The 24,550-nt window shown below is 69.1% G+C and carries 25 protein-coding genes; 10 read left to right on the top strand and 15 right to left on the bottom strand.

The window, feature by feature from the left end; genetic code table 11:
* Nucleotides 1–19: 19 nt before the first annotated feature.
* Nucleotides 20–601, top strand: coding sequence for an NUDIX hydrolase (locus ABZX02_RS05825; protein ID WP_355295218.1), 582 nt, complete (start codon nucleotides 20–22; stop codon nucleotides 599–601).
* A 329-nt stretch (nucleotides 602–930) separates the two neighbouring features.
* On the opposite strand, the gene ABZX02_RS05820 is transcribed toward ABZX02_RS05825, so the two are convergent.
* Nucleotides 931–1,890 carry a hypothetical protein gene (locus ABZX02_RS05820; protein ID WP_355295217.1) on the bottom strand — a complete coding sequence of 320 codons (960 nt, stop codon included), beginning with the start codon at nucleotides 1,888–1,890 and terminating at the stop codon, nucleotides 931–933.
* 240 nt (nucleotides 1,891–2,130) lie between these two features.
* Here ABZX02_RS05820 and ABZX02_RS05815 point away from each other — a divergent pair, with 240 nt between their 5' ends.
* On the top strand, nucleotides 2,131–3,951 hold the full coding sequence (locus ABZX02_RS05815) for a S8 family serine peptidase (RefSeq protein WP_355295216.1): 1,821 nt from the start codon (nucleotides 2,131–2,133) through the stop codon (nucleotides 3,949–3,951).
* 3 nt (nucleotides 3,952–3,954) lie between these two features.
* Here the strand turns inward: ABZX02_RS05815 and ABZX02_RS05810 are convergent, their stop codons facing one another.
* Nucleotides 3,955–4,575, bottom strand: a complete 621-nt coding sequence (locus ABZX02_RS05810) for an L-threonylcarbamoyladenylate synthase (RefSeq protein WP_355295215.1) — start codon at nucleotides 4,573–4,575, stop codon at nucleotides 3,955–3,957.
* Nucleotides 4,576–4,678: 103 nt separating this feature from the next.
* Here ABZX02_RS05810 and ABZX02_RS05805 point away from each other — a divergent pair, with 103 nt between their 5' ends.
* Nucleotides 4,679–6,325: a glutamate--tRNA ligase family protein gene (locus ABZX02_RS05805; RefSeq protein ID WP_355295213.1), complete on the top strand. Its 1,647-nt coding sequence runs from the start codon at nucleotides 4,679–4,681 to the stop codon at nucleotides 6,323–6,325.
* A gap of 24 nt (nucleotides 6,326–6,349) precedes the next feature.
* Here the strand turns inward: ABZX02_RS05805 and ABZX02_RS05800 are convergent, their stop codons facing one another.
* A complete protein-coding gene (locus ABZX02_RS05800; RefSeq protein WP_355295211.1) occupies nucleotides 6,350–7,165 on the bottom strand; it encodes a hypothetical protein in 816 nt (271 codons plus the stop codon).
* A gap of 9 nt (nucleotides 7,166–7,174) precedes the next feature.
* Nucleotides 7,175–7,627, bottom strand: coding sequence for a hypothetical protein (locus ABZX02_RS05795; RefSeq protein ID WP_355295210.1), 453 nt, complete (start codon nucleotides 7,625–7,627; stop codon nucleotides 7,175–7,177).
* Between the two features lie 151 nt (nucleotides 7,628–7,778).
* Here ABZX02_RS05795 and ABZX02_RS05790 point away from each other — a divergent pair, with 151 nt between their 5' ends.
* The 4 genes from ABZX02_RS05790 to ABZX02_RS05775 all read left to right on the top strand — a co-directional run bounded on the left by ABZX02_RS05790 (nucleotide 7,779) and on the right by ABZX02_RS05775 (nucleotide 13,400).
* Entirely contained in the window at nucleotides 7,779–8,852 is a 1,074-nt protein-coding gene (locus tag ABZX02_RS05790; protein WP_355295208.1) for a hypothetical protein, read from the top strand.
* A 13-nt stretch (nucleotides 8,853–8,865) separates the two neighbouring features.
* On the top strand, nucleotides 8,866–9,525 hold the full coding sequence (locus ABZX02_RS05785; protein ID WP_355295206.1) for a YdcF family protein: 660 nt from the start codon (nucleotides 8,866–8,868) through the stop codon (nucleotides 9,523–9,525).
* A gap of 41 nt (nucleotides 9,526–9,566) precedes the next feature.
* A complete protein-coding gene (locus ABZX02_RS05780; RefSeq protein ID WP_355295204.1) occupies nucleotides 9,567–10,127 on the top strand; it encodes a hypothetical protein in 561 nt (186 codons plus the stop codon).
* 663 nt (nucleotides 10,128–10,790) lie between these two features.
* Nucleotides 10,791–13,400, top strand: a complete 2,610-nt coding sequence (locus tag ABZX02_RS05775) for an exo 1,3/1,4-beta-D-glucan glucohydrolase (RefSeq protein WP_355295203.1) — start codon at nucleotides 10,791–10,793, stop codon at nucleotides 13,398–13,400.
* 22 nt (nucleotides 13,401–13,422) lie between these two features.
* On the opposite strand, the gene ABZX02_RS05770 is transcribed toward ABZX02_RS05775, so the two are convergent.
* Nucleotides 13,423–13,980: a TetR/AcrR family transcriptional regulator gene (locus ABZX02_RS05770; RefSeq protein WP_355295201.1), complete on the bottom strand. Its 558-nt coding sequence runs from the start codon at nucleotides 13,978–13,980 to the stop codon at nucleotides 13,423–13,425.
* 91 nt (nucleotides 13,981–14,071) lie between these two features.
* Between ABZX02_RS05770 and ABZX02_RS05765 the strand changes: the two genes are divergently transcribed.
* Nucleotides 14,072–14,851: an alpha/beta hydrolase gene (locus tag ABZX02_RS05765; RefSeq protein ID WP_355295199.1), complete on the top strand. Its 780-nt coding sequence runs from the start codon at nucleotides 14,072–14,074 to the stop codon at nucleotides 14,849–14,851.
* A gap of 11 nt (nucleotides 14,852–14,862) precedes the next feature.
* On the opposite strand, the gene ABZX02_RS05760 is transcribed toward ABZX02_RS05765, so the two are convergent.
* From ABZX02_RS05760 to ABZX02_RS05740, 5 genes are read right to left on the bottom strand one after another with little or no spacing between them, the layout of a single operon-like run.
* Nucleotides 14,863–15,462, bottom strand: coding sequence for a YigZ family protein (locus tag ABZX02_RS05760; protein WP_355295198.1), 600 nt, complete (start codon nucleotides 15,460–15,462; stop codon nucleotides 14,863–14,865).
* A complete protein-coding gene (locus ABZX02_RS05755) occupies nucleotides 15,459–16,523 on the bottom strand; it encodes an ATP-dependent DNA ligase (protein ID WP_355295197.1) in 1,065 nt (354 codons plus the stop codon). Before ABZX02_RS05755 ends, ABZX02_RS05760 begins: the two co-directional genes overlap by 4 nt.
* A gap of 15 nt (nucleotides 16,524–16,538) precedes the next feature.
* On the bottom strand, nucleotides 16,539–17,648 hold the full coding sequence (locus tag ABZX02_RS05750; RefSeq protein WP_355295195.1) for an MAB_1171c family putative transporter: 1,110 nt from the start codon (nucleotides 17,646–17,648) through the stop codon (nucleotides 16,539–16,541).
* On the bottom strand, nucleotides 17,649–18,161 hold the full coding sequence (locus ABZX02_RS05745) for a hypothetical protein (protein ID WP_355295193.1): 513 nt from the start codon (nucleotides 18,159–18,161) through the stop codon (nucleotides 17,649–17,651).
* A gap of 3 nt (nucleotides 18,162–18,164) precedes the next feature.
* Nucleotides 18,165–18,599: a helix-turn-helix domain-containing protein gene (locus tag ABZX02_RS05740; RefSeq protein ID WP_355295191.1), complete on the bottom strand. Its 435-nt coding sequence runs from the start codon at nucleotides 18,597–18,599 to the stop codon at nucleotides 18,165–18,167.
* Nucleotides 18,600–18,797: 198 nt separating this feature from the next.
* On the opposite strand from ABZX02_RS05740, the gene ABZX02_RS05735 reads away from it, so the two are divergent.
* Nucleotides 18,798–19,187, top strand: a complete 390-nt coding sequence (locus ABZX02_RS05735) for a hypothetical protein (protein ID WP_355295189.1) — start codon at nucleotides 18,798–18,800, stop codon at nucleotides 19,185–19,187.
* Nucleotides 19,188–19,346: 159 nt separating this feature from the next.
* On the opposite strand, the gene ABZX02_RS05730 is transcribed toward ABZX02_RS05735, so the two are convergent.
* From ABZX02_RS05730 to ABZX02_RS05720, 3 genes are all read right to left on the bottom strand, one after another.
* On the bottom strand, nucleotides 19,347–19,754 hold the full coding sequence (locus tag ABZX02_RS05730) for a DUF3574 domain-containing protein (protein ID WP_355295188.1): 408 nt from the start codon (nucleotides 19,752–19,754) through the stop codon (nucleotides 19,347–19,349).
* A gap of 56 nt (nucleotides 19,755–19,810) precedes the next feature.
* Complete coding sequence (locus ABZX02_RS05725; RefSeq protein WP_355295186.1) at nucleotides 19,811–21,052, bottom strand: ThuA domain-containing protein; 1,242 nt, start codon at nucleotides 21,050–21,052, stop codon at nucleotides 19,811–19,813.
* A gap of 84 nt (nucleotides 21,053–21,136) precedes the next feature.
* Nucleotides 21,137–21,973 carry a lytic polysaccharide monooxygenase gene (locus ABZX02_RS05720; protein ID WP_355295184.1) on the bottom strand — a complete coding sequence of 279 codons (837 nt, stop codon included), beginning with the start codon at nucleotides 21,971–21,973 and terminating at the stop codon, nucleotides 21,137–21,139.
* 86 nt (nucleotides 21,974–22,059) lie between these two features.
* Between ABZX02_RS05720 and ilvA the strand changes: the two genes are divergently transcribed.
* Nucleotides 22,060–23,295, top strand: coding sequence for a threonine ammonia-lyase IlvA (gene ilvA / locus ABZX02_RS05715; RefSeq protein ID WP_355295182.1), 1,236 nt, complete (start codon nucleotides 22,060–22,062; stop codon nucleotides 23,293–23,295).
* Between the two features lie 3 nt (nucleotides 23,296–23,298).
* Here ilvA and ABZX02_RS05710 read toward each other — a convergent pair whose 3' ends face one another.
* Both ABZX02_RS05710 and ABZX02_RS05705 read right to left on the bottom strand, forming a co-directional pair.
* Nucleotides 23,299–23,790 carry a hypothetical protein gene (locus ABZX02_RS05710; RefSeq protein ID WP_355295181.1) on the bottom strand — a complete coding sequence of 164 codons (492 nt, stop codon included), beginning with the start codon at nucleotides 23,788–23,790 and terminating at the stop codon, nucleotides 23,299–23,301.
* Between the two features lie 86 nt (nucleotides 23,791–23,876).
* Complete coding sequence (locus tag ABZX02_RS05705; RefSeq protein WP_355295179.1) at nucleotides 23,877–24,521, bottom strand: DUF4360 domain-containing protein; 645 nt, start codon at nucleotides 24,519–24,521, stop codon at nucleotides 23,877–23,879.
* Between the last annotated feature and the right edge of the window lie 29 nt (nucleotides 24,522–24,550).

Genomic DNA, 24,550 nt, shown 5'->3' with positions numbered 1-24,550 from the left:
CGATGGTTCCATGTGAGTCATGGTGATGACGCGGTCCGACGAGGCGGCTGGTGTGGTGATGGTCTGGCAGCGCTTGGCGACCAACGTGGTCCACCGGTCGCAGTGGTTCGAGGTGCACTCCGACAGCGTCGTCAGACCCGATGGCGGTCGCGGCACCTACACGCACGTGGTCGCCCCGGGATCGGTCACGGTCCTCGCGATCCAGGACGACGACGAGGTCGTGCTGACCCGCCAGTGGATCTACACCCACGGCGGCACGGAGTGGCGGCTGCCCGGCGGCGCCGTCGACGAGACCGACGCCGATCCGCTGGCCGCGGCCCGCCGCGAGCTCGCGGAGGAGACGGGGCTGCGCGCGGCGAAGTGGGAGCGGCTCGGCCAGATCCACGGCGCCGACAGCCTCAGCAACCACGTCGACCACATCTTCCTGGCCACCGACCTCACCCAGGGCGAGCCGTCGCTCGAACCCGGTGAGGCGGACCTGCGCGTGCGCACCATGCCGTTCTGCCACGCGCTCGACCTGGTCCGCCAGGGCATGCTCCCGCACGCCGGCAGCTCGCACGCGCTGCTCGTCATGGCGCTGCGCCGCACGACCCAGAAATAGAGTTTCCCGCAGGGTTTCATCATTTAGGTGGAAACAGGAAACCCGTTCTCATTCGACCGGCGAAAAGCCACTCTTGGTGCATCGGCGAGAACATCAGCCCGAAAGCCAGTCAGAATGAGAAGGTGAGTTTCTCGATGAGAATGATCTGCTCACTCGCCACCGTTATGAAGGTTGCCGCGATCTGCCTTTTCGTGGGATTCATGGCCGGCAGTGTCTTCATCGCAACGGTGATCTGACTCGACTTCGGACTGCGGTTCTCCCTGTTCATCAAAGGGAGGTGTCAGCCGTGGAACCGCACTTCTGCATCGAGCTGGTCTGAGCGTCTCCGGTCAAGCGCGTGGCGTCCACTGGACCCCGTAGCCGCGGCCCTGACGAGGGTGGGGGAACTGCACGTCGATCTCCCCGATCTCGTCCAGCGGCAGCGTCTGCGGCCAGGGCGTCAGGTCATCGGTGTCGCGCGCGAGGGCTTCCTCGACGCGCCACACCGATTCCGGGAGGTCGTCCCGGTCGAACCGCACCCGCAACCGGAACGACTCGCACAACCGCTCCGGCCAGAACACGTAGGTCGGACGCATCGATTGTCCGCGCGGTACGCGAACTTCGAGCGCGAACTGGTGCGTTTGCCCCGCGTTGAGGGGTCGGGGCAACCGCAGCTTCATCAGGAAGCGCCGCGGTGACGGACGTTCGTGGCCGATGAGCTCGACTCCGTGCAACACCTCCACGTCCAGGTCGCCTGGAGTACCACCGGGCGTGGGGGCGGGGATCGTGATGGACCACGCGATCTCGTTGACACCGTCGGTGTCGGCCACCACGGTCCGGCGTTCCGTGCACGCGGGCGTCGGACCGTCCAGCTTCAGCAGCGCGTCGAACTCCTTGACGTGCCAATGTTCCGACGGCGCGACCAGCGTCGTCGAGGGGGCCGGCTGCAGCGCCACTTCCACCAGGCGCTGCAGTCCGGCGTCCATCCTCCTGCGCACCGTGCGCGCGCCGCGGTCCTGCTGCCGCGCGAGCCACTCGATGCGTTCGTTGAGGAACCGGAACTGCGCGTCGTCGTGCAGTCCGAGCGGCGCCAGAACCGCGTTGCGGACCTCCACCGGGAAACCGCGCGCCGCGTTCGCGACCCACTCGCGCAGTTTCGTGCGCACCGCCTCCGCGCCGTCGGTCTCGACGATGCCGCACACCCGGCGCAGCGCCGGTCCGACGTGCAAGTCGATACCGGGAGTCTGCACGCCCCGCCCGCGGCACAGGGTGCGCAGTTCTTCCATCAGCTGGTCAGGTGCGACAGACATCCGTCCTCCGCGCGGAAATGCTTTGCCGGGCATGTCGGGCTTACCTGATCGGACGTTACTCCGGATGCACCATCCGGGTGAACGTGAATGGAGGCGGGCGCAGCGATTCTTCTACACCGTCTCGCAAGATGATCACCGCCGAACGACTGATGTCGTGACCCGGCTTCCAGCGGTAACGTGCTGGTCACGGGCGGTGACTCCCTCCGGTCGCCGCCAACCCTGCCGATGGAGGTTGTATTCGTGCTGCGCACAATAGTGAGCGTTGCCGCGGTGTTGTCGCTGGTCAGCGGCGTCCCCGCGGTGGCAGCGCCGGCCGAGGGCGCCTATCTGCTCCAGTTCCGCACCACCCTGAACGACGGCCAGCGCCACCAGCTCCAGGGACTCGGCGTCCGGCTCGGCGCGTTCGTCCAGGACGGCACCTACCTGGCCCGCATGACGAACACCGCGCGCGTGTCGCGGCTGAGCTACGTCAAGGGGGTGCAGCCGTTCCAGGCCCAGCCGCAGATCATGGCGCTGGGCGGCTCGTCCGACTACCTGATCACGCTGGTCGAGCAGGACGTGCGCGACCAGAAGGCCGTCGCCGCCAAGGTGAAGTCCTTGGGCGGCACGGTGAACGTCATCTCCGAGAGCCGTGAGCACATCATGGCCACCCTGGACGCCGGGCAGGCCGCGCAGCTCGCGAAGCTGCCGGCCGTGATCGCGATCGACCCGGTGTCCGCGCCGGAGACCGACATGGCGATCTCGCGCGAGTCGTCCGGTGCCAACCACATCGAGAGCGCCGGCGGCTACAAGGGCCAGGGCGTGCGCGGTGAGGTGATGGACGGCGGATTCCGCATCTCGCACCAGGAGTTCCGCGCGAAGCCGCCGATCCAGCACACCGCGAACTCGACGAACACCTCGCACGGCACCGCGACGTACGGGCAGATCTTCGCGTCCGGCGTCTCGTCCGCGCACCGCGGCCTGCTGCCGGAGGGCCAGGGCATCACGGCCGTCTACAACTCCGGTGACCGCTACGCCCACACCAAGCGGCTCGTCGACCCCGCGGGCCAGTACCGCGCGGTGTTCCAGTCCAACAGCTGGGGCGACTCGCTCACGACGTCCTACACGTCGATCTCGCAGCAGATGGACCGGATCGTGTTCGACCACGACCTGCTGATCTGCCAGTCGCAGAGCAACGCGGGCACCAGGAGCTCGCGGCCCCAGGCGTGGGCGAAGAACGTGCTCTCGGTCGGCGGCCACTACCACTACAACACCCTCGACCGCGCCGACGACAAGTGGAACGGCGGAGCGTCGATCGGCCCCGCCGCAGACGGCCGCATCAAACCCGAGCTCTCCAACTACTACGACCGCATCGACACCACGACCTCCACCAGCGACACCGCCTACACGACGTCGTTCGGCGGCACGTCCGGCGCCACGCCGATCACCTGCGGCAACGCCGGTCTGCTGTTCCAGATGTGGGCGGACGGCGTGTTCGACGGCGGTCCCGGCAAGGGCCGTGACGTGTTCACCGCGCGCCCGCACGCGGCCACGGCGAAGGCGTTGCTGGTCAACACCGCGAACCAGCACACGTTCTCCGGCACCACCCACGACCAGACCCGCACGCACCAGGGCTGGGGCACGGCGTCCGTGCGCAACCTGTACGACCGCGCCAAGGCGGGCGGCTGGAAGCTGCCGGTGCTGGTGAACGAGACCGACCTGCTCACGACCGGTCAGTCGCGCAAGTACACCTTCACGTCCACCGGCCAGCCCCTGCGCGCCACCCTGGCGTACACGGACCCGGCCGGGTCGCCGACCGCGGCCAAGGCGACGGTCAACGACCTGTCGCTGAAGGTCACCGCCCCGAACGGCACCGTCTACTGGGGCAACAACGGCCTGCTGGCCGGCAACTTCTCCACGTCGGGCGGCTCCGCGAACACCGTCGACACCGTGGAGAACGTGCTGCTCCAGACCGCGGCCGCGGGCACCTGGACGATCGAGGTGATCGCCACCTCGGTCAACGTGGACGGTCACGTCGAGACCGCCGCGACCGACGCCGACTACGCGCTGGTCGTGTCGTAGGGGCTATTCGAACCTGGCCGGGTCGCCCGCGCCGTAGCGGATGATCTCGGCCTCGCCGCTCGAGAAGTCCACCACCGTGGTGGGCGTGGTGCCGCACTCCCCGGAGTCGATCACCGCGTCCACCACGTGGTCGAGCCGCTCCTTGATCTCCCAGCCGTCGATCAGGGGCTCGGCCTCGTCGGGCAGCAGCAGCGTGGACGTGAGCAGCGGCTCACCCATCGCCTCCAGCAGCGCCTGCGTCACCACGTGGTCGGGGATGCGCGCGCCCACCGTCTTCTTCTTCGGGTGCATCATCCGGCGCGGCACCTCCTTGGTGGCGGGCAGGATGAACGTGTAGTTGCCCGGCGTGGACGCCTTGACCGCGCGGAACACCGCGTTGTCCACCACCACGAACTGGCCGAGCTGGGCGAAGTTCTCGCACATCAGCGTGAAGTGGTGCTTGTCGTCGAGCTTGCGGATCTCCCGGATGCGGTCGATGCCGTCCTTGTTGCCCAGGCGGCAGCCCAGCGCGTAGCAGGAGTCGGTCGGGTACGCGATCAGGCCGTCCTCCTGCAGGATCCGCACGGCCTGGTCGATGGCGCGCTTCTGCGGGTTGACCGGGTGGACGTCGAGGTACTTGGCCATGGCGAGTGAGCTTAGGCTCTTGATCTGGGGCGCGGCATTTCGGCTGGCCCGCGTTGCTAACCTGGGAGGACTTCTTCCACCCCGGTTATGGAGACCCCCAGCGATGCTCGACCGTGCCGTCGTCGACGCCCTCTTCCCCTCGGACCTGCCCGAGCCGTCCCACTGGGAGGAGCAGTACCCGCCCCGCGGGCTCGGCGAAGGCGCGAAGGTCGTCCGCCTGGGCCCGTCGCCGACCGGGTTCCTGCACATCGGCGGCCTGTACGTCGGGTCGATCGACCGCGACATCGCGACCCACTCCGGTGGCTCGTACATCGTGCGCGTCGAGGACACCGACCAGGCCCGTGAGGTCGAGGGCGCCGTCGCGCAGTTCAACCAGGCCTTCGAGTACTTCGGCATCCAGCCCGACGAGGCCGACGAGGTGGGCGCGTACGGCCCGTACCACCAGTCGAAGCGCGAGCAGATCTACCTGACCTACGTGCGCGAGCTGCTGCGCGAGGACAAGGCGTACCTGTGCTTCGCGACGAAGGACGAGCTCGCGGACATCACCGCGCGCCAGCAGGCCACCAAGCTCCCCACCGGCTACTACGGCCGCTGGGCGATCTGGCGCGACAAGACGGCCGAGGACGTTGCCGAGGCACTGGAGGCCGGCCGCCCGTACGTCGTCCGCTTCCGCTCGCCGGGCAAGGCGGGGGAGCGCACGTCGTTCGTCGACGCCATCCGCGGCACCCTGGAGCACGAGGCCAACCGCAACGACGTCGTCATCCTCAAGGCGTCCGACCAGTCCCCGCGCCTGCCCACGTACCACTTCGCGCACGCCGTCGACGACCACCTGATGCGCGTGAACCTGGTGATCCGCGGCGAGGAGTGGATCTCGTCCGTCCCGACGCACCTGCAGCTGTTCGACGCCCTGGGCTTCGAGCGGGTCGAGTACGCCCACATCGCGCCGCTGATGAAGCAGCAGGGCGGCTCCCGCCGCAAGCTGTCGAAGCGCAAGGACCCCGAGGCGTCCGTCGAGTTCTTCATCGAGGCGGGCTTCCCCGCCGAGGCCGTCCAGTACTACCTGCGCGGCCTCGTGAACGCCCGCCTGGCCGAGCTCCCGCTGGCCGAGGCCCTGGAGGCCCCGATCTCCCTCGCCGAGTGCGGCGTGGCGGGCCCGCTCGTCGACCTGGTGAAGCTCGACGACATCTGCGCCGACTACGTCGCCACCCTCTCCGGCGAGGAGATCATCGACCGCGTCTCGGAGTGGGCGGCCACGTACGACCCCGAACTGGTCGAGGTGCTCGCCGCCGAGCGCGACGCGGCCCTGGCTGCCCTGCGCGTCGAGCGCGGCCCGGAGGTCGCGAACCCGCGCAAGGACCTCCGCAAGTGGTCGGACTTCCGCACCGCCTACGGCTTCTTCTTCCCGTCGCTCTTCCCGCTGGTCTCCGACCGGACCGACGAGCGCCTCGGCGGCCTGTCCCCGGACCTGATCGCGGCCTTCGCCGCGGACTTCGCCGACGGCTACGCCGACCTCGAGGACGGCCAGGAGTGGTTCGGCCAGATCCGCGAGCTGGCCGCGAAGCACGGCTTCGCCCCGAACCCGAAGGAACTGAAGAAGAACCCGGACGCCTACCCGGGCTCGATCCGCGAGGCGGCGCAGCTGATCCGCGTCGCCCTCACCGGTTCGAAGGCCAGCCCGGACCTGCACGCGGTGGCCCGCACGCTGGGCACCGACGAGGTCCTGCGCCGGGTGCGCGCCCTCGCAGGCTGACGTGTGTACCGACGGCCCCGGGTTTCACGGAAACCCGGGGCCGTTCGTCATCCGGTGCTCGACCCACGTCCGGGCCGCCTCGGTGGCCGCTGTGCCCGCGAACCTCCGGCCCCACAGGCACACCAGCGACGCCGCGAACGCGGTGATGGCCTCGGCGGGGGCGTCCCGGAACGCGTCGAACTGCGCGGCCCATTCCTCCGCCGGTCCGGGCTCGTGCCCCTCCGCCACGAGCCGCACGACCGTGAAGGCGGGGTCGATCCACGCCGCGCCGATCCGCCACCACGCCCAGTCGACGACACGAGCGGTATCGGCCACGAGGATGTTCAACGGGTTGAGATCCGAGTGGACCAGGGTCTGCCCGTGCATGTACCGAGGAGCCCGTGCCGCCAACTCGTCGGTCTCGTTCGCCAGCGCCGCCTCCCAGTGAGCGGCGATCATCCGCCGAGTCGCCGGTGGCGTGATGCCCGCGATCCTGGTGACAGCGTCCGCCACCAGGGGGAGATCGGCCGAGCCGGGGTACAGGTCGGCGTGCCGCCCGGAGACGTGCTCGAACCCGAGCAGCAGCCAGCCCTCTTCCTCGACCTGCCACAGCAACCGTGGAGCCAGGTCTCCTGGCAGGTGGGAACTCACCGCCGCCTCGTTGCGGTGCATGACCGCCTGCGAACTGCCGGTTCTGCCTCCTTTGCAGAACACCGGTCCCTCCGCTGTCGTCAGCGACGCGGCGAACGCGGAGTTGCGGCCGACAGAAGCGGATTCCGCTCTCCGCACCGCACCGGTGTGGTCCTGCACGGCGACGCGCACGCCGACGGGCAGATCGCGCCACTCGAAGCGGTCGATCATCTGCGTTCCTCAGTTCGGATCTTCGCCTTGGCCGCAGGTGGTGCAGCCCGAGTGGCACTGTGAACAGCGGCCTTCGCCGGCCAGCCACAACTCGGCGTGGAACGGCAGTCCGGCAGCCTTGATCGCCTCCACAGTAGGACCGAGAGCCTCCGCTGTCGTGCGACGCACCGGTGCGTCGAACTCGTCCGGGACGTGGTGGATGAACCTCCCGGCCGTGCGATCGCAGAAGTCCGCGTAGTCGCGGGTGTTGAGGATGAACTGGTGCCAGCCCAGGTCGACCTGCCTGCTCGGCCTGAACCCGCGGTGAGGTGCGGCCGCGCACACCGTCAGGAAGCTGATCGTGTCGACGACGATCCGGTCGGCCTCGACCACGGTGATCGAGTGCTCGGCGGCCAGTTGGAGGCGCAGTCGGTGCCGGACCTCGGACGGGACGGCGGCGGGGGCGCAGGTGATCGCTGACATCTACATCTCCTGATCTTCCAGAGCATCGGTGACCTGGGAACAGCCTGTCCGCAACCGCTTCCGCCGGGAACGAACCGGTGTGGCACTTCCGTGGCACTTGCGGCGCATCCGGCTGTGCGCACCTGCTTCCATGGGAGCGGGAGGTCACGGCATGGGGTCACTGGCTCACTGGACGGGTCGTGAAGCACGGGCGCTCCGTCGCGCGTTGCGGCTGAGCGTGCGTGCTTTCGCGGAGCGACTCGGCATCGGCGTCCGCACCGTCACCAAGTGGGAGTCACTCGGCACCGGGACCACTCCGCGCCCGTTCATGCAGTCCATTCTGGACACCGCTTTGTCCGCGGCGGATGCGGAAGCGAAGCAGCGCTTCGAGTTGTTGCTGAGGCAGGACGGTGAGGCACCGGTGCGCGACTACTACCGCAGTGGTCCGCGAGAGTGGGACTACGAGACCTGGACGGACGACCTCGGGCGGGCCGCGGCGTGCCTGGCCAGGCAGGACTTCGCGTTCGCGGGAAGCCTCGTCGACCGCTGGCTGCGGCGTTTCTCGCCGCTGGAGCTCGATGGACCGGGCCTGCACCTGCACGCCCGGTCGCTCGTCCTGCTCGGTGACCTGCAGCGAGACCGGGGCGACGTCCGGGGACCGTTGTCGGCCTCGCACACCTACCGTCGTGCCCACCAGTTCTTCGTCGATCTGCGGGCGCCTCGCCGCATGGCGCAGGTCGAGTTGTCCCTGGCCGTCGTGGAGGAGACGAACGGGCGACTCGAACTCGCTGCCCGCCGGTACGAGCTGCTGGCAAGGGACGCCCGGCTCAGCCCCCGCGACCGCACCCGAGCCCTTCTGTGGGTCGGCACAGCCCTCAGCAAGAAGGGCTCCAACGACCACGCGGTGACCGTGATGGCGGAGGCGATCCGCCTGTTCGAAGAGCTCGAAGAGCCCGACGACTGGTCTGTCGCACATCAGAAGATGGCCCTCGCGCACCGCGGCGCGGGAGCTCTCGGAGCGGCGCTGAGCCACCTCGACATCGCGCTCGCGAACCGCTCCGATTCCCCCATGCAGCGGGTCAGGTTGCAGACAGCTCACGGCCACGTGCTCCTGTCCGACCACGCGACCTCGGACGGCGGGCTCCGGCTGCTCGACGAGGCCGCCGGGACGTCCCGTACGTTCGGCATGTCCCACCAACTGGCCAGCATCGAGACCATCCGAAACGCCTTCGAACGCGTGAACTAGGAGCACAGCACCCGTGAGCCAGCTCATCAGCGACGAGCACCTGCGCGACGCCGAGACCATCTGGGACTACCACCAGATGGGACACGAACCGCGTCCCGTGGACGTCGCGATCGGTCTGGGCAGCCACGATCTCGGTGTAGCCGGCTTCGCGGCCGAGCTGTACCACGCCGGTCTGTTCCCGCTGCTGGTGTTCAGCGGCGGCAACAGCCCGACGACCGCCGCGCGGTTTCCGAACGGCGAGGCAGTGCACTACCGCGAGCACGCCCTGTCGCTCGGCGTGCCGGACAGCGCGATCCTCGTGGAGCCGGCGGCGGCCAACACCGGTCAGAACGTGACGCTGTCCCGCGCGCTGCTGACGGAGCACGGACTAACGCCTCGCTCAGTCCTGCTCATTTCGAAGCCGTACATGGAGCGCCGCGCCTACGCCACGTGCCGGAAGGTCTGGCCGGAGGTCGAGGTGGTGTGCGCCTCGGAACCACTGAAGTTCGGCGACTACCTCAGGCAGATCGGCGACGAGAAGCTCGTCATCGACATGCTCGTCGGAGATCTGCAACGGGTGGTGGAGTACCCGAACCTGGGCTTCGCCGTGACACAGGACGTACCGGCCGGTGTGCACGCTGCCTACGAGCGACTTGTCGGGGCAGGGTTCGACAGCCGCATGCTGCGCCGATAAATCACCAGGAAATCCACGCCTCCCTACCGGACACTTCCACTGTGGACGAAGAGGCCTGGAGGGCCGACAGGGCGCGCGAGTTCGCGTCCCTGAACGGCCGACACGTGCAGTCGTGGATCGGCGTGGAGTTCGCGTTGCGCGAGAACACCCCGGACGCAGGCCCACACGTCTTCCGCGACCCAGCCGTCCCTTGCCTGCAACTCTGGGGCTTGCAGGCCGTCCTGGCAGACGGCAGGTTCGGCATCGGCACGTACCAGCACCACGACTGCTGGGGCCTGTGGAAGGACACCGACACGCGCGTCCAGGACCCGGACCACTGGCGCGAGCCGCACAGCGGCACCCGCTGGCGCGTGCTGGACGACGAACTGCCGGTAGGCCCGATCACCGAGGTGACCGTCTACGGCGACGAGGGCGTGGTGGCCGAGGTCCGGCTGACGATCGGCGGACGACCGCTGCTGCTCGTCGCGGGCGAGGCGGACGAGACGTGGTCGGGCGAGCTGCAGTTCTTGAGGCTGGACGAGTCGGTGCTGGCGTTCACGGACCCGGCCAAGGCAGCAGGCATGCCGTGGACAACACCACGAGGGCGCTTGGAAATCCTTTGAGGGCAATGCCGAAGGCCAGCCACCCCAAGCCCGCCGCAAGCGATGGCGAAGCCGAGGCGTGTGAGCACTGGGCCTCAGTCAAGCGGGCATGGCGCGATGGCGAAGCCGAGGCGTGTGAGTGATGGATGTCGGGTCAGTGGTGGTGACGCAACCACGACGGCGATTGGGGCTTGACTTTGGGTGCGAGGCCTTAAACTTGACCCTCGGCCGGGCTGTTCAGACCCGGCTTTTCTGGGCCGAGGAAGGCCTCGCAAGGGCCCCGAAGTCAAGCCCCAATCGCGATCGTCGCGAAGCGGCGATGCCCGGCACCGGCTCGGTACAGGACGCAAGGTGACCACGCTGGAAGGCGACGGGACGCGCGACCAAAGGCGACCACCCTCGCAAGGCGACCAGTCGCACGGCACCCAGCCCCTCCGCTGGAACAGCCACCAGCCGGACACAAGCCGACCCACGCCACGCAACCTCAACAGACCACCCCAAAACCCCACGCCACCACCCATCCACTACCCCGACCGGCCCACCGCAAGGCCCCGCAGCGCCCCCGCAACACGCCTGCACCACCCCTCAGCCCGGTATGCGACTTTCGTCCCGAAAGTTTCCGGAACAAAGTCGTGAGAGCGTTCCCATTGACGCGGACGTAACACGCCGTTGAGGATCGGCGGCATGCATTGGAGAAGCACTCTCGCCGCAGTGCTGGGGCTGACGCTCGCCGCCGGCACGACCTCGGCGGCCGCGGCGCAGGACGCGCAGCACTGGCCGCCGAAGCCGACGCAACCGGTGATCGGGCAGCCCAGGACGGAGCACGGCTGTGCGCGCATCGAGAAGTCGCTGCCGGAGCTGAAGAGCTGGCCGAAGGTCGACAGCCAGCTGGACGGCGACCGCAGGGACGAGGCCCGCATCAAGGCGATCCTCAAGGACATGACGCTGGCCGAGAAGGTCGGCCAGATGACGCAGCCCGAGATCGCCGCGATCACGCCGGAGGACGTCAAGACCTACGGGTTCGGCTCCGTCCTCAACGGTGGCGGCAGCTGGCCCGGCGCCAAGAAGAACGCGACGCCGCAGGAGTGGCTCGCGCTCGCGGACGCCTACTTCGAGGCGTCGAAGCAGTCGCGCACCAAGATCCCCGTCATCTGGGGCATCGACGCCGTGCACGGCAACAACAACGTCTACGGTGCGACGGTCTTCCCGCACAACATCGGTCTCGGCGCGACGCAGGACCCGTGCCTCATCCGCGACATCAACGAGGCCACGGCCGAGCAGATCCGCGCGACCGGTCAGGACTGGGCGTTCTCGCCGACGCTCGCCGTCGTGCAGGACGACCGGTGGGGCCGCACGTACGAGGGCTTCTCCGAGGACCCGCGCATCACCCGCGCCTACGGCTACGAGGCCGTCCGCGGCCTGCAGGACAACGCCAAGAAGCGCATCAGCGAGGACGGCGTGATCGCCACCGCCAAGCACTTCCTCGGTGACGGCGGCACGACCGGCGGCAAGGACCAGGGCGTCAACGCCTTCTCCGAGAAGGACATGATCAACCTGCACGGCCAGGGCTACTACGGTGCCCTCGCCGCGGGTGCGCAGTCGGTGATGATCTCGTTCAACAGCTGGACGAACGACGTCATCAACGAGGGCAAGGTGCACGGCTCCAAGTACGTGCAGACCGGCATCCTCAAGGAGAAGATGGGCTTCGACGGCCTGCTCGTCGGCGACTGGAACGGCCACGGCCAGGTCACCGGCTGCACGAACGGCAGCTGCCCGCAGGCGGTCAACGCCGGTCTCGACATCTTCATGGTGCCGAACGACTGGAAGGCGTTCATCACCAACACGATCGCGTCCGTCCAGAACGGTGAGATCCCGATGGCGCGCATCGACGACGCCGTCACCCGCATCCTGCGCGTCAAGCTGCGCGCCGGCATCTTCGAGGCCAAGAAGCCGTCGGAGCGCGAGCACGCCGGTGACGCGAAGGCCTTGCAGCACAAGGAACTGGCGCGCGAGGCCGTGCGCGAGTCCGCCGTGCTGCTGAAGAACAACAAGCGCGTGCTGCCGTTGTCCAAGCGCAGCAAGGTGCTCGTGGTCGGCAAGAGCGCCGACAACATCGGCAACCAGACCGGTGGCTGGACGCTGTCCTGGCAGGGCACCGGCAACACCAACGCCGACTTCCCGAACGCCACCAGCATCCTCAAGGGCATCCAGGACACCCTGGGCACGTCCAACGTCACGTTCTCCCAGACCGCGGAGGGCGTCGACCCGGCGCAGTTCGACGCCGTCATCGCCGTCATCGGCGAGACCCCGTACGCGGAGGGCGTCGGCGACCTCGGCAAGCGCTCGTTCGAGGCCGCTCGTCTGCAGCCGCAGGACATCGCGGTGCTGGACAAGGTCTCCGGCAAGGGCAAGCCGGTCATCACCGTGTACGTCGGTGGCCGCGCGCTCTACATGAACAAGGAGATCAACCGCTCCGACGCGTTCGTCGCGGCGTGGCTGCCCGGCTCCGAGGGCGGCGGCATCGCCGACCTGCTGATCAAGGGCCGCCACAACGGGTTCAGCGGCAAGCTGTCCTACTCGTGGCCCGGCGAGGCCTGCCCGGCGCTGCCCGGTGAGCCCGCCAAGAAGCCGCTGTTCAAGCTCGGCTACGGCCTGCGCGACTGGGAGACCGGCCGCGTCGGCACGCTCGACGAGACCAGCCCCGGCGCCCTGTGCTCCGGTGGTGGCGGCGGCACGGCCACCGAGGACCTCGAGGTCTTCAACCGCACCGACATCGCGCCGTACCAGTCGATGATCGGTTCGGCGGAGAACTGGGGCGGCACCGTGATCGGCCCCGACGGTCAGGCCTCGCACGCCGAGATCAACGTCGTGCAGTCCGACGTCAACGTCCAGCAGGACGCGCTCAAGACGACGTGGACCGGCACCGGCCCCGGCCAGGTGTACCTGCAGAGCCCCGCGCCCGCCGACCTGCGCGGCTACGGCAACGCGAACGCGGCCATCGTGTTCGACGTGATCGTGCACCAGGCCCCGGCCAACCGCACGGTCATCAGCTCGCACTGCCAGTACCCCTGCATGGCCGAGATCGACGCCACGCAGATGTTCCGCGACCTCCCCGCCGGGCAGAAGTCGACCGTCAAGATCCCGGTCTCCTGCTTCTCGAACAAGGGGTTGGACCTGGAGCTCGTGAACACGCCGTTCCTCGTCTACACCGACGGCGCGTTCCAGGCCTCGTTCGCGAACATCCGGTGGGTGCCCCAGGCGGGCGCTGACCCGGACGCCCAGCCCTGCACGTAACGCACGACACCCGCGGCGCGCTTCAGGCTGTCTTCTCCAGCAGGAAGCGCGCCGCGGTCTGCGCTTGCCGCGCGGGCTCGGACGACACGGTGATCGCCGTGTTCGTCATCGCCCCCTCGAACAGCAGGAAGATCGCGTCCGCCACCCACTCCGGCCGGCCGGTCGCCGCCACCAGCGCCGCGATCGCGCCCCGCACGCCGGACTTCTGGTGGCGCACCACCGCCGTCACGCGCTCCGAGGACGGCCCCAGCTCCGCGTAGGAGTTGATGAACGCGCAGCCGCGGAAGTCGGTCGTCCCCGACGAGTCCGCCATCCAGTCGAAGACCGCGAGGACCTGCTCCTCCGGCGTCGACGCGCGCAGCACGTACTTCATGGTCGCCGCCGTGATGGCCTCCTCCCGCCGGCGCAGCACCTCCTCGACGAGCGCGTCCTTGCCGTCGAAGAGCGAGTAGAGCTTCTTCAACGAAACGCCGGCCTCCGCGCGCAGCTCGTCCATGCCGACCGCGTGCGCGCTCTTCGCGTAGAACAGCCGGTCAGCGGCCTCCAGAACCCTCTCGCGGGCCTTTGTGTCCGTCGTCACCTCAGTTACCCCTTGCCGTGGAGAACGCTCGTTCTCTACCTTAGCACTCATGCCGGAGAACGAGCGTTCTCCACGACCGAGGGAGACGGAAATGTCGAAGATCGTGCTGGTTCACGGACTGTGGCTGACCCCCGCGAGCTGGAAGAACGTCGCCGAGAGGTTCGAGGCCGCCGGCCACGAGGTGCTCACCCCGACCTGGCCCGGCTACGGCGAGGTCGCGCAGATGAGGGCCCACCCGGAGGTCGCCAACGGCCTGGGCGTCGTCGAGATCACCGACCACGTGGAGAAGTTCATCCGCGACCACCACGCCGAGGACGCGATCATCATGGGCCACTCGTTCGGCGGCCTGATCACGCAGAAGCTGCTGGACCGGGGCCTGGGCAAGGCCGGCGTGGCGATCCACTCGGCACCCGCCAAGGGCACGCTGGGCCTGCCGTTCTCGTCCATCAAGGCAGCCTTCCCGGTGCTGAAGAACCCGGCCAACGTCAAGCGGAACGTCGAGCTGTCGCCGCAGGAGTGGCACTACGCCTTCACGAACACGCTCCCGGAGGACGAGGCCGAGGCGCTGCGGCAGCAGTTCGCCATCACCGCGCCCGGACGCCCGCTTTGGCAGGCCGCGACCGCGAACTTCACCACGCACAACGCGACCAAGGTCGACCTGAAGAACCCGGACCGCGCGCCGCTGCTGTTCATCGCGAGCGAAGGCGACAACGTCGTGCCCGCCTCGATGAACCGCGAGAACGCCCGCCGGTACAAGGGTCCGGCCATCACCGAGATCAAGGAGTTCCCGAACCGGCCGCACTTCGTGATGGGCACGCCGGGCTGGGAAGAGGTCGCCGACTACGCCCTGACCTGGGCCACGAAGTTCTGAGACGGGAAGTTCTAGCTGTCGAGGTCCACCGGCTCGCCCCTGATCGCGGTCACCGCGCCGCCGGTCTGAGCGGCGAGCCAGACCTCGAAGTCGTCCGGGTCCTTCGTGAGAACGGTGAAGGTGACGTCATGACCGTAGTCGGTGTCCGCGACGTGGTACCCGGCCGCGCGCAACGCGTTCTCCAGCTTTCCCGCCTGATCGTGGTCCACGGCCAGAAGCACGCTCTCGTGCCGTTCGCGGGTGAGGGTGCCCAACGCGTCGATGGCCTCCGACACGGCCCGTCCGTACGCACGGACCAGGCCACCCGCGCCGAGCTTGATCCCGCCGAAGTAGCGGGTGACGACCACCGCGGTGTCGACCAGGTCGCGCCGGGTCAGCACCTCCAGCATCGGCACCCCGGCCGTGCCGGCGGGTTCGCCGTCGTCGGACGAGCGCTGGGTGTCCGCCGTCCGGAACGCCGTGCAGTTGTGGTTGGCCTGCCAGTGCTCCTTGCGGATCCGCGCGAAGAACTCCGAGGCCTCGGCGTCGGTGGTGACGCGGGCGACGTGGCACAGGAACCGCGACCGCTGGATCTCGATCTCGTGCGTGCCGTCCCGCTTGATCACCTTCACGACTCGATTGTCCGCCTGCGCTCCGCCTCCCCGAACAGCGCGTCCAACTCGGCCGGCGGCACTTCCTCAAGCTGCTCGTACGTGCACTCAAGCGGCGCCTTGTCCTCACGGAAGCGCACGAGCCGTGCGGTGTGCCGGAACCGTCCGCCCTGCACGTGCTCATAGCGGACCTCAGCCACGCGCGTCGGTGCGAGCAACACGACCTGAAGCTGCTTCTCGGGGTTCCACCGGCTGTTCATGCCGGGACCCTCGTACGTCGCCCACGCGGCCCACGGGTGGTCGGCGGGGTTCAGCAACGGCTCCAGCTCCTCGACCAGCTCCCGCCGCCGCGCCGCGGTGAAGCTGCTGGCCACACCCACGTTGTGCAGCTCGCCGTCCTGGTAGAGCCCGAGCACCAGCGACCCGACGGTCTCGCCGTCCTTGTGCAGGCGGTAACCCGCCACCACGCAGTCGGCGGTCCGCTCGTGCTTGACCTTGAACATCACCCGCTTGTCCGGCTCGTAGACGCCGTCCAGCGGCTTCACCACCACGCCGTCGAAGCCCGCGCCCTCGAACCGGGTGAACCAGTCCTGCGCCACGTCCGGATCCGTTGTGGACGGTGTCAGGTAGACGCCGGGGACCTCGGAGACCGCCTTCTCCAGCCGCGACCGCCGCTCCGCCAGCGGCAGCCCCGTCACGTCCTCGTCGCCCAGTGCCAGCAGGTCGAACGCGACGAAGCTCGCCGGCGTCTCGACCGACAGCTTCCTGACCCGCGACGCGGCCGGGTGCAGCCGCAGCTGCAGCGTGTCGAAGCTCAGCCCGTCCGGTGTGACCAGCACGATCTCGCCGTCCACCACGCAGCGCGGCGGCAGTGCCTCCCGCAGCAGCTCGACGACCTCGGGGAAGTACCGGGTGAGCGGCTTGTCGTTGCGCGAGCCCAGCTCCACCTCGTCGCCGTCGCGGAACACGATGCAGCGGAAGCCGTCCCACTTCGGCTCGTAGGAGAGCCCGTCCCCGCGCGGCAGCTCGGGCACGGACTTCGCGAGCATCGGCTTCACCGGCGGCATCACGGGCAGGTCCACGACCCGACCATAAGCTCAGCGCAACGACACCGCGAGCTTTTCGAGCTCCCGCACGTCGGCGTCCATGCCGTCGTCCTCGGGGATCGCGAGCGCGATCGGCCGCCGCAGCGTCACGGCACCCGAGCGGCGCGTCTCGAGCCCGGCGCGCAACCGGTCGGCCAGCGGCAGCGAGTCCGGCGTCTCCGCGACGTACGGGCTGATCCGCACCAGCCCGTCCCGGCACTCGATCACCCGCCGGTAGTAGCGCCGGTGCACACCCCGCAGCGAGAACGCGTCCCGCCGCGACGGCACGCGGTGCAGGGCGTCCTCGGGGAACGACTCGTGCAGCAACGTCCACAGTGGAGCCAGCCGGTGGTACGCGCGCAGGTGCCGCAGCCACAGGCGCGACGCCGCGAACCGCATCGCCGCGATCGGGTAGATCACGCCGACCACGCAGAGCAGCACGCCCGGCAGCAGGAACCACACCGCGGTCGTCAGCAGCCAGCGGGGGAGCGGCTCGCCGAAGTAGCGGGAGACGTTGGAGGACACGAAGATCGCGTCGGCCGGCACCAGCAGCGCGAGGCCCGTCGAGGTGATCAGCAGCCCGCGCCGCAGCCGGGGCTCGGCGCCGCGCGCGTACCGGCGCGCCCACACGAACATCGTCGCGAAGCCGTAGAGCAGGTACCCGTTGCCGAGCGCGTAGAACACCGTGATCGCGAGGACCCCGGTCGGCCCGCCGCCGAGCGAGTTCGGCACGCGCGCCGCCGCCACGCGCAGGTCGTCGGGGATCGCGAGCACCGCCCACGTCATCACGGTGATGCCCAGCACGAGCGGGACGAGCTGCAGCAACGCCTGCCGCCTGGCCGGCGCGTCGTCGAGCGCGGAGAAGATGAAGAAGCAGATCAGGCCGTACACGCCGACCTGCAGCATCGAGTGCTGGATCAGCTGGCACACCATCGGGTCGAGGCCGAGCAACCACCGGCCGCCGGACGCCGCGCGCCCGAACGGGTAGCCGATCGCCCAGCCCGCCACCAGGACGGTGACGCTGCGCAGACGCGGGTCGGACGGGCGGCGCGCCAGCAGGTACAGGACCACCGCCAGCGCGGAGAACGCGACGATGCCCTGCGTCTCCTTCAGGTACTCCACCTACAACCACCCCAGGCGGTCGGCGAGCGAGGCGGACATCCGGCGCGCGGGACCCTCGGAGGCCCGCGGCGCGACCTTGTCGAGCACCGACGCCCACTCCAGGATGATCGTCGCGACCGTCTCCGCCTCGCGTTCGTGGGCGGAGTCGTAGGACGTGCGCCGCAGCGCCCGCCGCACCGCGTCCGGTTCGAGGTCGGGGTAGAGGCCCGTGAGCAGGTCGTCGTCCTGCTCGTCGCTCGTGTGCCCGGCCAGCAGGTGCCCGAGCTCGTGCAGGATGATGTGGTTCTGGTGCGCCTTCGACGTCTCCTGCTGGTACAGGATGTAGTCGGCCTTGGCCGTCGCGATCCACACGCCGTACGGGCCGGGCACCGGGATCGGGTGCGCGATCAGCCGGATCGGCTTGCCACGCTGGTCACCGACCCGGCGGCAGAGCTCCTGCACGTCGAGCGGCGGCTGGATGTCCAGCTCGTTCAGCAGGCGGCGGCACCGCCTGCGCAGATCGCGTTCGGCCACGAGTCATCCTTCGCCGCGCTCGGCCTGTTCCTGGCGGTAGACCACGTCGAGCAGTTCCATGACCAGGCGGCGGCGGTCCGGGGACAGCTCGCCCGCGCGCATGGCCATGAGCTGCGCGTCGCTGCCCGCGGTGAGCTCGTTGAGGCGCGACTGCTCGTCCTGCAACGACTTCAGCTGCTCGTCGACGCGGTCGGTGACCTCGTCGTCGAAGAAGTAGCTAACGGGCACACCGAAGAAGCCTGCCAGCGCCTGCAGGTGCTTGAACGTCGGGTTGTCCTTCTTGCCCTTGCGCAGCTGCCAGATGTAGCTCTGCGAGATCGTCACGCCGGTGTCGGCGATGGCTGCGGCCACCTGTTCGTTGCTGTACTCCTGGCCCGACCTCGCGGTGTGCCGGGCGAAGAGGTTGTTGAGCCTGTCGGCCAGCGACCGGTCCCCCATGGCCGGCTCCCCTCGTCGGCTGTACGTTTTCCACCCACGGAAAGGGCTGATCGGGTGGCCAGATTTTCACCAGTTGAAAGGCCTCCACTGGTCAACATAGACTCCACCCCGTGCCCGTCTCAACTGCGGAGGGTGTCCGCGCGGTCCGGGACGGTCACCGAGTCCACCTGATCGCCACCTCGCGGAGGTCCTCCGGACATGGCGCTTGCTGAACGACAGGGGTCGTTCCACCGCTCGGTGATCGACGTCGTCTACAAGACCATGAACCAGCTCGCCCAGGCGGAGTCGCCTCACGAGGTCTACGAGCTGCGCGAGCAGCTGCGCGCCGCCCTGCCGTGGTGGCGGGGGCTGCTGCGGATGCACGAGCCGAACGAGCGGCACCGCTGCCGGTCGTGCCGCACCTGGTACGGCCAGCACCGCGCGTGGCCCTGCCCGGTGTGGCGGGACGCGGTGCAGGCGCTGCACCAGCTCAACGACATGTACGGGTTCCTGGGGGCGCCGCACGTCTCCGATCTCGTCCCGGGGGAGCGGGTGGTCGTGAGCGGTTCCGGCCGCCTGGACGACCGGGACCGCTCGCGCTCGTCCTAGTGGCGCGTCTCGGAACGTTGGCGAGGTGATCCACGCTCAGCAGGGCACCTCGCGGCTCTGCCCCCACGCCCCCGTACAACCAGTACGAGGACGTGGGGGCAGAGCCACGGTGCACCCGTCTGACCGCGAATTCCCCCGGCAACGTTCCGAGCCACACCACTAGAACGACACCTTGTCCGTGCTGTCGGCGCGCAGCACCGACTGCTGGCCGAACTGGGACTTGTAGTCGGTGCGGATCTCCTCGATCTCGCGGTTCGCGCCGCGGTCGGAGAGCGGGTAGAGCAGGATCAGGACGTAGGAGTCCTCCTTGCCGCCCTTCCACTGGCCGTGCGCCTGCAGCCACGTGAGCCCGTCGGGGAACGCCGGCGTCACCTCCCGGTCGAGGAACGACTCGAACTGCGCCGGGGTGATCGGGGTGCCGTCCTGCAGGTTGCCGCCGAAGTACAGCTCGGTGCGCTTGTACTGCTCGCCGGGGGAGGGGGCCGCCGTGCCGGCGGCGCTCGCCGAGGTGAGGCCCAGCATGAGGGCTCCGACGAGCCAGGCAACGGTTCCGCGTCGTGTCGTCATGCGCACATTCAACCGGCCGGGACCCGGCCGGTTGAACGTGTTTCGCGCAGTGGGAATCAGCCGATCTTGAAGCTCTGCGCCGAGGAACCGTTGCAGGTCAGCTGCACCAGTCGCACGCCGTCACCGGTGCCGGTCGAGGCGCTCAGGCACTTGCCGGAGTGCCGCGCGGTGAGCGTCGAGTAGCCGTCGGAACCGGTGGTGACCCGCCACTGCTGGTTGGTGGCGCCGAAGTTGTCCCACAGGTGGATGCCGGCGTTGTCCGCGGTGGACACGTCGCTCACGTCGAGCACCTTGTTCGGGTCGTTGCGGTACTCGACGCGCGAGTAGCCGTCCGTCGTCGCCACGACGCGGAAGTTCTGCGCCGTGGTGCCGTTGCACGCGTACTGCTGGATGACGGTGCCGTTGGCCAGTCCCGCCGCCGCGGCGTCGACGCACTTGCCGTTGCCGCGGTTGGTGATCGTCTTCCACTCGCCCTGCGGCGGCGGGGTGCCGCCACCGCCCAGCCAGAGCAGGCTGTCGATCAGGAAGTCGTTCTGCGTGGCGCTCGCGAACGTGGACGACAGCGGCCGGTTCGCCGCGTAGTCCATGGCGTTGTGGCCGAAGTTCGCGTAGATCATCTTGTAGTTCTTGTTGGTCCACATGATCGGGTAGTAGCCCGAGCGCCACTGCTGGTTCGGGTCGGTGCCGAGCGGGAAGCTCGACGGGTCGACGCTCGCCAGCACCTGGATGTTCGGGTTCTGCCGCAGGTCGCGGTCCCAGCTGTACCACTCGCTGACCGCCGACGTGAACTTCTCCGGCAGGCGCAGGGTCGAGGGGTGGCTGCGGGTCTCGACCTTCAGCACGGCCGTGGTCGGGCCCCACGTGTTGCTGACGAAGTTGCCCTTCGCCAGGAACGTGTTGTGGTACCAGGACCACTCGTTCGCGTTCTGGGTGAACGCGCTGACGTGGAAGCCGAAGAAGCCGCCTCCCGCCTCGATGTAGCGCTGGAAGCCCGCACGCGCGGCGGACCCGGTGGGCGCGTCGTCGAGGAAGACCACGACCTGCGCCTGGGCCGGGGTCAGGGTGTTCAGCCTGTTCCAGTCGGTGGTGGACTCGTAGGTGAAGCCGTTCTCCTGTCCCGCGCGGGTGAGCCACGGGTTGGCTTCCTTGACGAACGCGATGTGCGCCGCGTCCCAGGTCCCGTTGTAGAACGCGAGGACCTTGAACGGTGCCGCTTGTGCCGAGATCGGTGCCGAGAGAGAAACCGGGACGAGGGTGGCGGCGAGCATTGCCAGCAACGCCAACAGTTTTCGGGCCATTCGGGTACACACCTTCGTGTAGCAGGGGTTGCGCGCCCGAAGATCATCGTAGAGAAGGTCTAGACCTGTTGGGGACCGGTACGTTCACAGAATTCTTTTGCGCCACAACAGGAAGCCGCCGAGCACGGCGAGCCCGCCCAGGGCCGCGACCACGGCCGCCATGCCGAACCTCGTGGCGTCCGAGGGAGGTTGTTCGCTGCTGGACGCAACGGGAACGGCCTTCGGGATGCTGGAGGCCGGCGCGGACGGCTTGGTCGAGGGTGGCGTGCTCCGGCTCGGCGGGGTGGCCCGCGTGGGCGGTGCGGCGGCGGGAGCCTGCTGGGCCGTCGGCGGTGCAGCGGGTGCGGCCGGTGCGGCGATCTCGACGTCCGTGCACGAGTAGTAGGTGTCGGGCGTGTCCGTGTTCTGCCACACCGTGTAGAGGAGGTGGCGTCCCGTGCGGTTCTTCGGCAGCTGGACCTTAAACTCGTACGAGCCGTTCACGAGCGGGGGAGAGGGCACGTTCAGGAACTGGTCGAGGTCGGCCCACCGCAGCGGCCGGGTCGGCGTGTAGCCGTCGCGCGTCACGTAGAACCGGAACGAGCCCTGGTGCGGGATCGTCGCCCGGTAGGTGAAGCCGGTGTCCTTGAGCTTCGTCACGGGCCACTCGGCGCTCGGCAGGTCGAGACCGGCGTACTTGGCGAGGCCGGCACTGCACAGCCGGCCGTCCGGGACCTTCTGCGCGTCGAGGCCGCGCACGTTCGGCAGCCGGATGTTGTCCCACTCCGTGGACGGCAACCCCGCCGCGATGGCGCTGCGGCACGGCGAGGATGATGCTGTGGGCTGACCAGGTGAACACAGGAAAGCCCTGCTCGCGGGGTCGGTGGGCGCGCCGTGGGCGTGCGCGGGGACCGCGGAGAGCAACATGAGCAGCGATAGCACGCCCACAAGGCGAAACACGGGCACCGCCCCCTTCCTTCTAGGGGTACGCGTGCCAGACCCGAGTCGTTCACGGAAGATGTATTGACATGTCCTTCGCTGATGAGGTGTCCGCGGCCGCAGCCCGGCTCGGTGGAGTCGCCCGCACCACGCCGCTCGAGGTGAACCAGCGGCTGTCCGAGCGGACCGGCGCCCGCGTGTGGTTCAAGCGCGAGGACCTGCAGGTGGGCCGCTCGTACAAGCTGCGCGGCGCGTTCAACCTGCTCTGCCAGACCGAGTTCGCCTTCGGTGGCGCCGTCTGCGCCTCGGCCGGCAACCACGGCCAGGGCATGGCCTACGCCTGCCGCCGCCTCGGCATCGAGGGCCGCGTGCACGTGCCGCGGACCACGCCGCGCCAGAAGCGCGACCGCATCGCCGCCCTGGGCCAGGGCATGGTCCAGCTCGTCGTCGACGGCGACACCTACGACGACGCGGCCGCGCTCGCCAAGGAGTACGCCGTGGCGACCGGCGCCACGCTGGTCCCGGCCTTCGACGACCGCCGCACGGTCGCGGGCCAGGGCACCGTCGGCCTGGAGATCGTGCAGCAGCTCGGCGGCGCCCCCGACGTCGTCGTGGTGCCCATCGGCGGCGGAGGCCTGCTCTCCGGCGTCGGCACGTGGTTCAAGGAGCGCTTCCCGCGCACCCGCATCGTCGGTGTGGAGCCGGCCGGCGCCGCCTCGATGATCGCCGCGATCCACGCCGGCGGCCCCGTCACCCTGCCGGAGGTGGACTCGTTCGTCGACGGCGCCGCGGTCCGCCGCGCGGGCGACGTGACGTTCCCGATGGTCCGCGACTCCGGCGCCGAACTGCTGACCGTCGCCGAGGGCGCGGTGTGCACGGAGATGCTGGAGCTGTACCAGATCGACGGCATCATCGCGGAGCCCGCGGGCGCCCTGGCCTCGGCCGCGCTGCTGGAGGAGATCTCCGTCGCGCCCGACTCGACGGTGGTGTGCCTGCTCTCCGGCGGCAACAACGACGTGTCGCGCTACGCCGAGATCGTCGAGCGGTCGATGATCCACCGCGGCCTCAAGCACTGGTTCCTCGTCGAGTTCCCGCAGGAGCCGGGGGCGCTGCGGCGGTTCCTGGACGACGTGCTGGGCAAGGACGACGACATCGTGCAGTTCGAGTACATGAAGCGGGACAACCGGGAGACCGGTGCCGCGCTGGTGTGCATCGAGCTGGGCCGGCGGGAGGACTACGACCTGCTGTGGGGCCGGATGAAGGAGTCGCCGCTCAAGATCCAGCACGTGGAGCCGGGGTCGACGGCGTACCGGTTCCTGATCTGAGCGTCAGCGGGTGACGTCCGCGAGCAGGTCGGGCAGCAGGTGCCGGAACTGCTGCCGGGCCTCGGCGTCCTGGCGCAGCGGCAGGACCAGTTTCGCGGCCGGGTAGGTCAGGCTCAGCACGGCGCCCTTCGGCCACTCGGGTCCGGCGGCCGACCAGGTGGAGGCCGAGTTCCGCTCGGCCTGGGTGGCGTCCGGCAGGGCGATCCGCTCCTCGATCTCCGCGGAGATCAGCGTGCGACGGGCCCAGGTCGCGACCGTCGCGATCGGCTTCAGGTCGTCCGGCAGGTACGCGGACGCGTGGATCACGCGGTCCTCGGTGAGGACGACACCGGTCCACCAGGTCGTCTTGCGGGAGCGGTGGTGCCCGGCGTCGACGTACACGGCGTCGTCGTCGCCCAGCAGCACCGCGATCCTGTGCGCGACGTCCAGCTTCGGCTCGCGGCCCTGCTCGTCGGCCAGGGCCTGCCGGAGGTCGCGGGTCAGGTCGTTGCTCACGATGATCCATCGTCGCGCCTCATGACGCCCTGGGGAAGGGCGTGCCGGGCACCCCGTCGGCGGAATGCCCGGCACCTGGCGTGGAACTACGGCTTGGGAGGACAGACCTTCCAGGCGAAGTGGTACGTCGTCTCGATCGACCCGTCCGTCGAGTCCATCGCGATGAAACTGGTGACCTTCTTCGGGTCGGACGTGCCCGCCATGACCCGCAGCTCCGTGTTGATGTTGAAGTTCCGCTTCTCGCCGCACGGGTGGTAGACGATGGCGGCCACGTCGGTCGTGTCCGTCGCCTGCCAGTCGTCGCTGAACGGGCCGCGGTAGTTGTGCTGCTTGTACTCCGTCTGCGACATGCCCTGGAAGTAGTAGTTCGCCTTCTCCAGGGCGGTGGCGCCGCGTTCGAGGTGCGCGAAGCCGCGGTAGTCCGTGGACGAGATGCCGTAGGTGAAGCCGGACGGCACGTTGACGCGCAGGTTCAGCTGGCAGTTCTTGCGGAAGTCGGTCGGCAGGGCCTGGGGGCCGACCTGCGCCATGAACTCGCTGTAGGTGACGGTGAACGCCTTGTTGTCCGGGCTGACGGCCACCGCCGCCGTGCCTGCCCGGCAGCCTGAGCCGTTGATCGTCACGACGTCGATGGTGATGTGGTCCGGCGGCGGGGTGTCGCCGGGGGCGCCGCCGGGCGGGATGATGATCGTCGACATCGCGAGCGCGGCCGCGGCCAGTGTGTTGAGCATGGGGCACCTTTCCGTCGGGGTTGTCCGCA

Origin of the sequence: Lentzea sp. NPDC003310 (genome assembly GCF_040610935.1) — a bacterium.
In the GTDB taxonomy this organism is placed as follows: Bacteria; Actinomycetota; Actinomycetes; order Mycobacteriales; family Pseudonocardiaceae; genus Lentzea.
The sequence above is the reverse complement of the archived record's forward strand: the minus strand, read 5'-3'. Positions and strand labels throughout refer to the sequence as shown.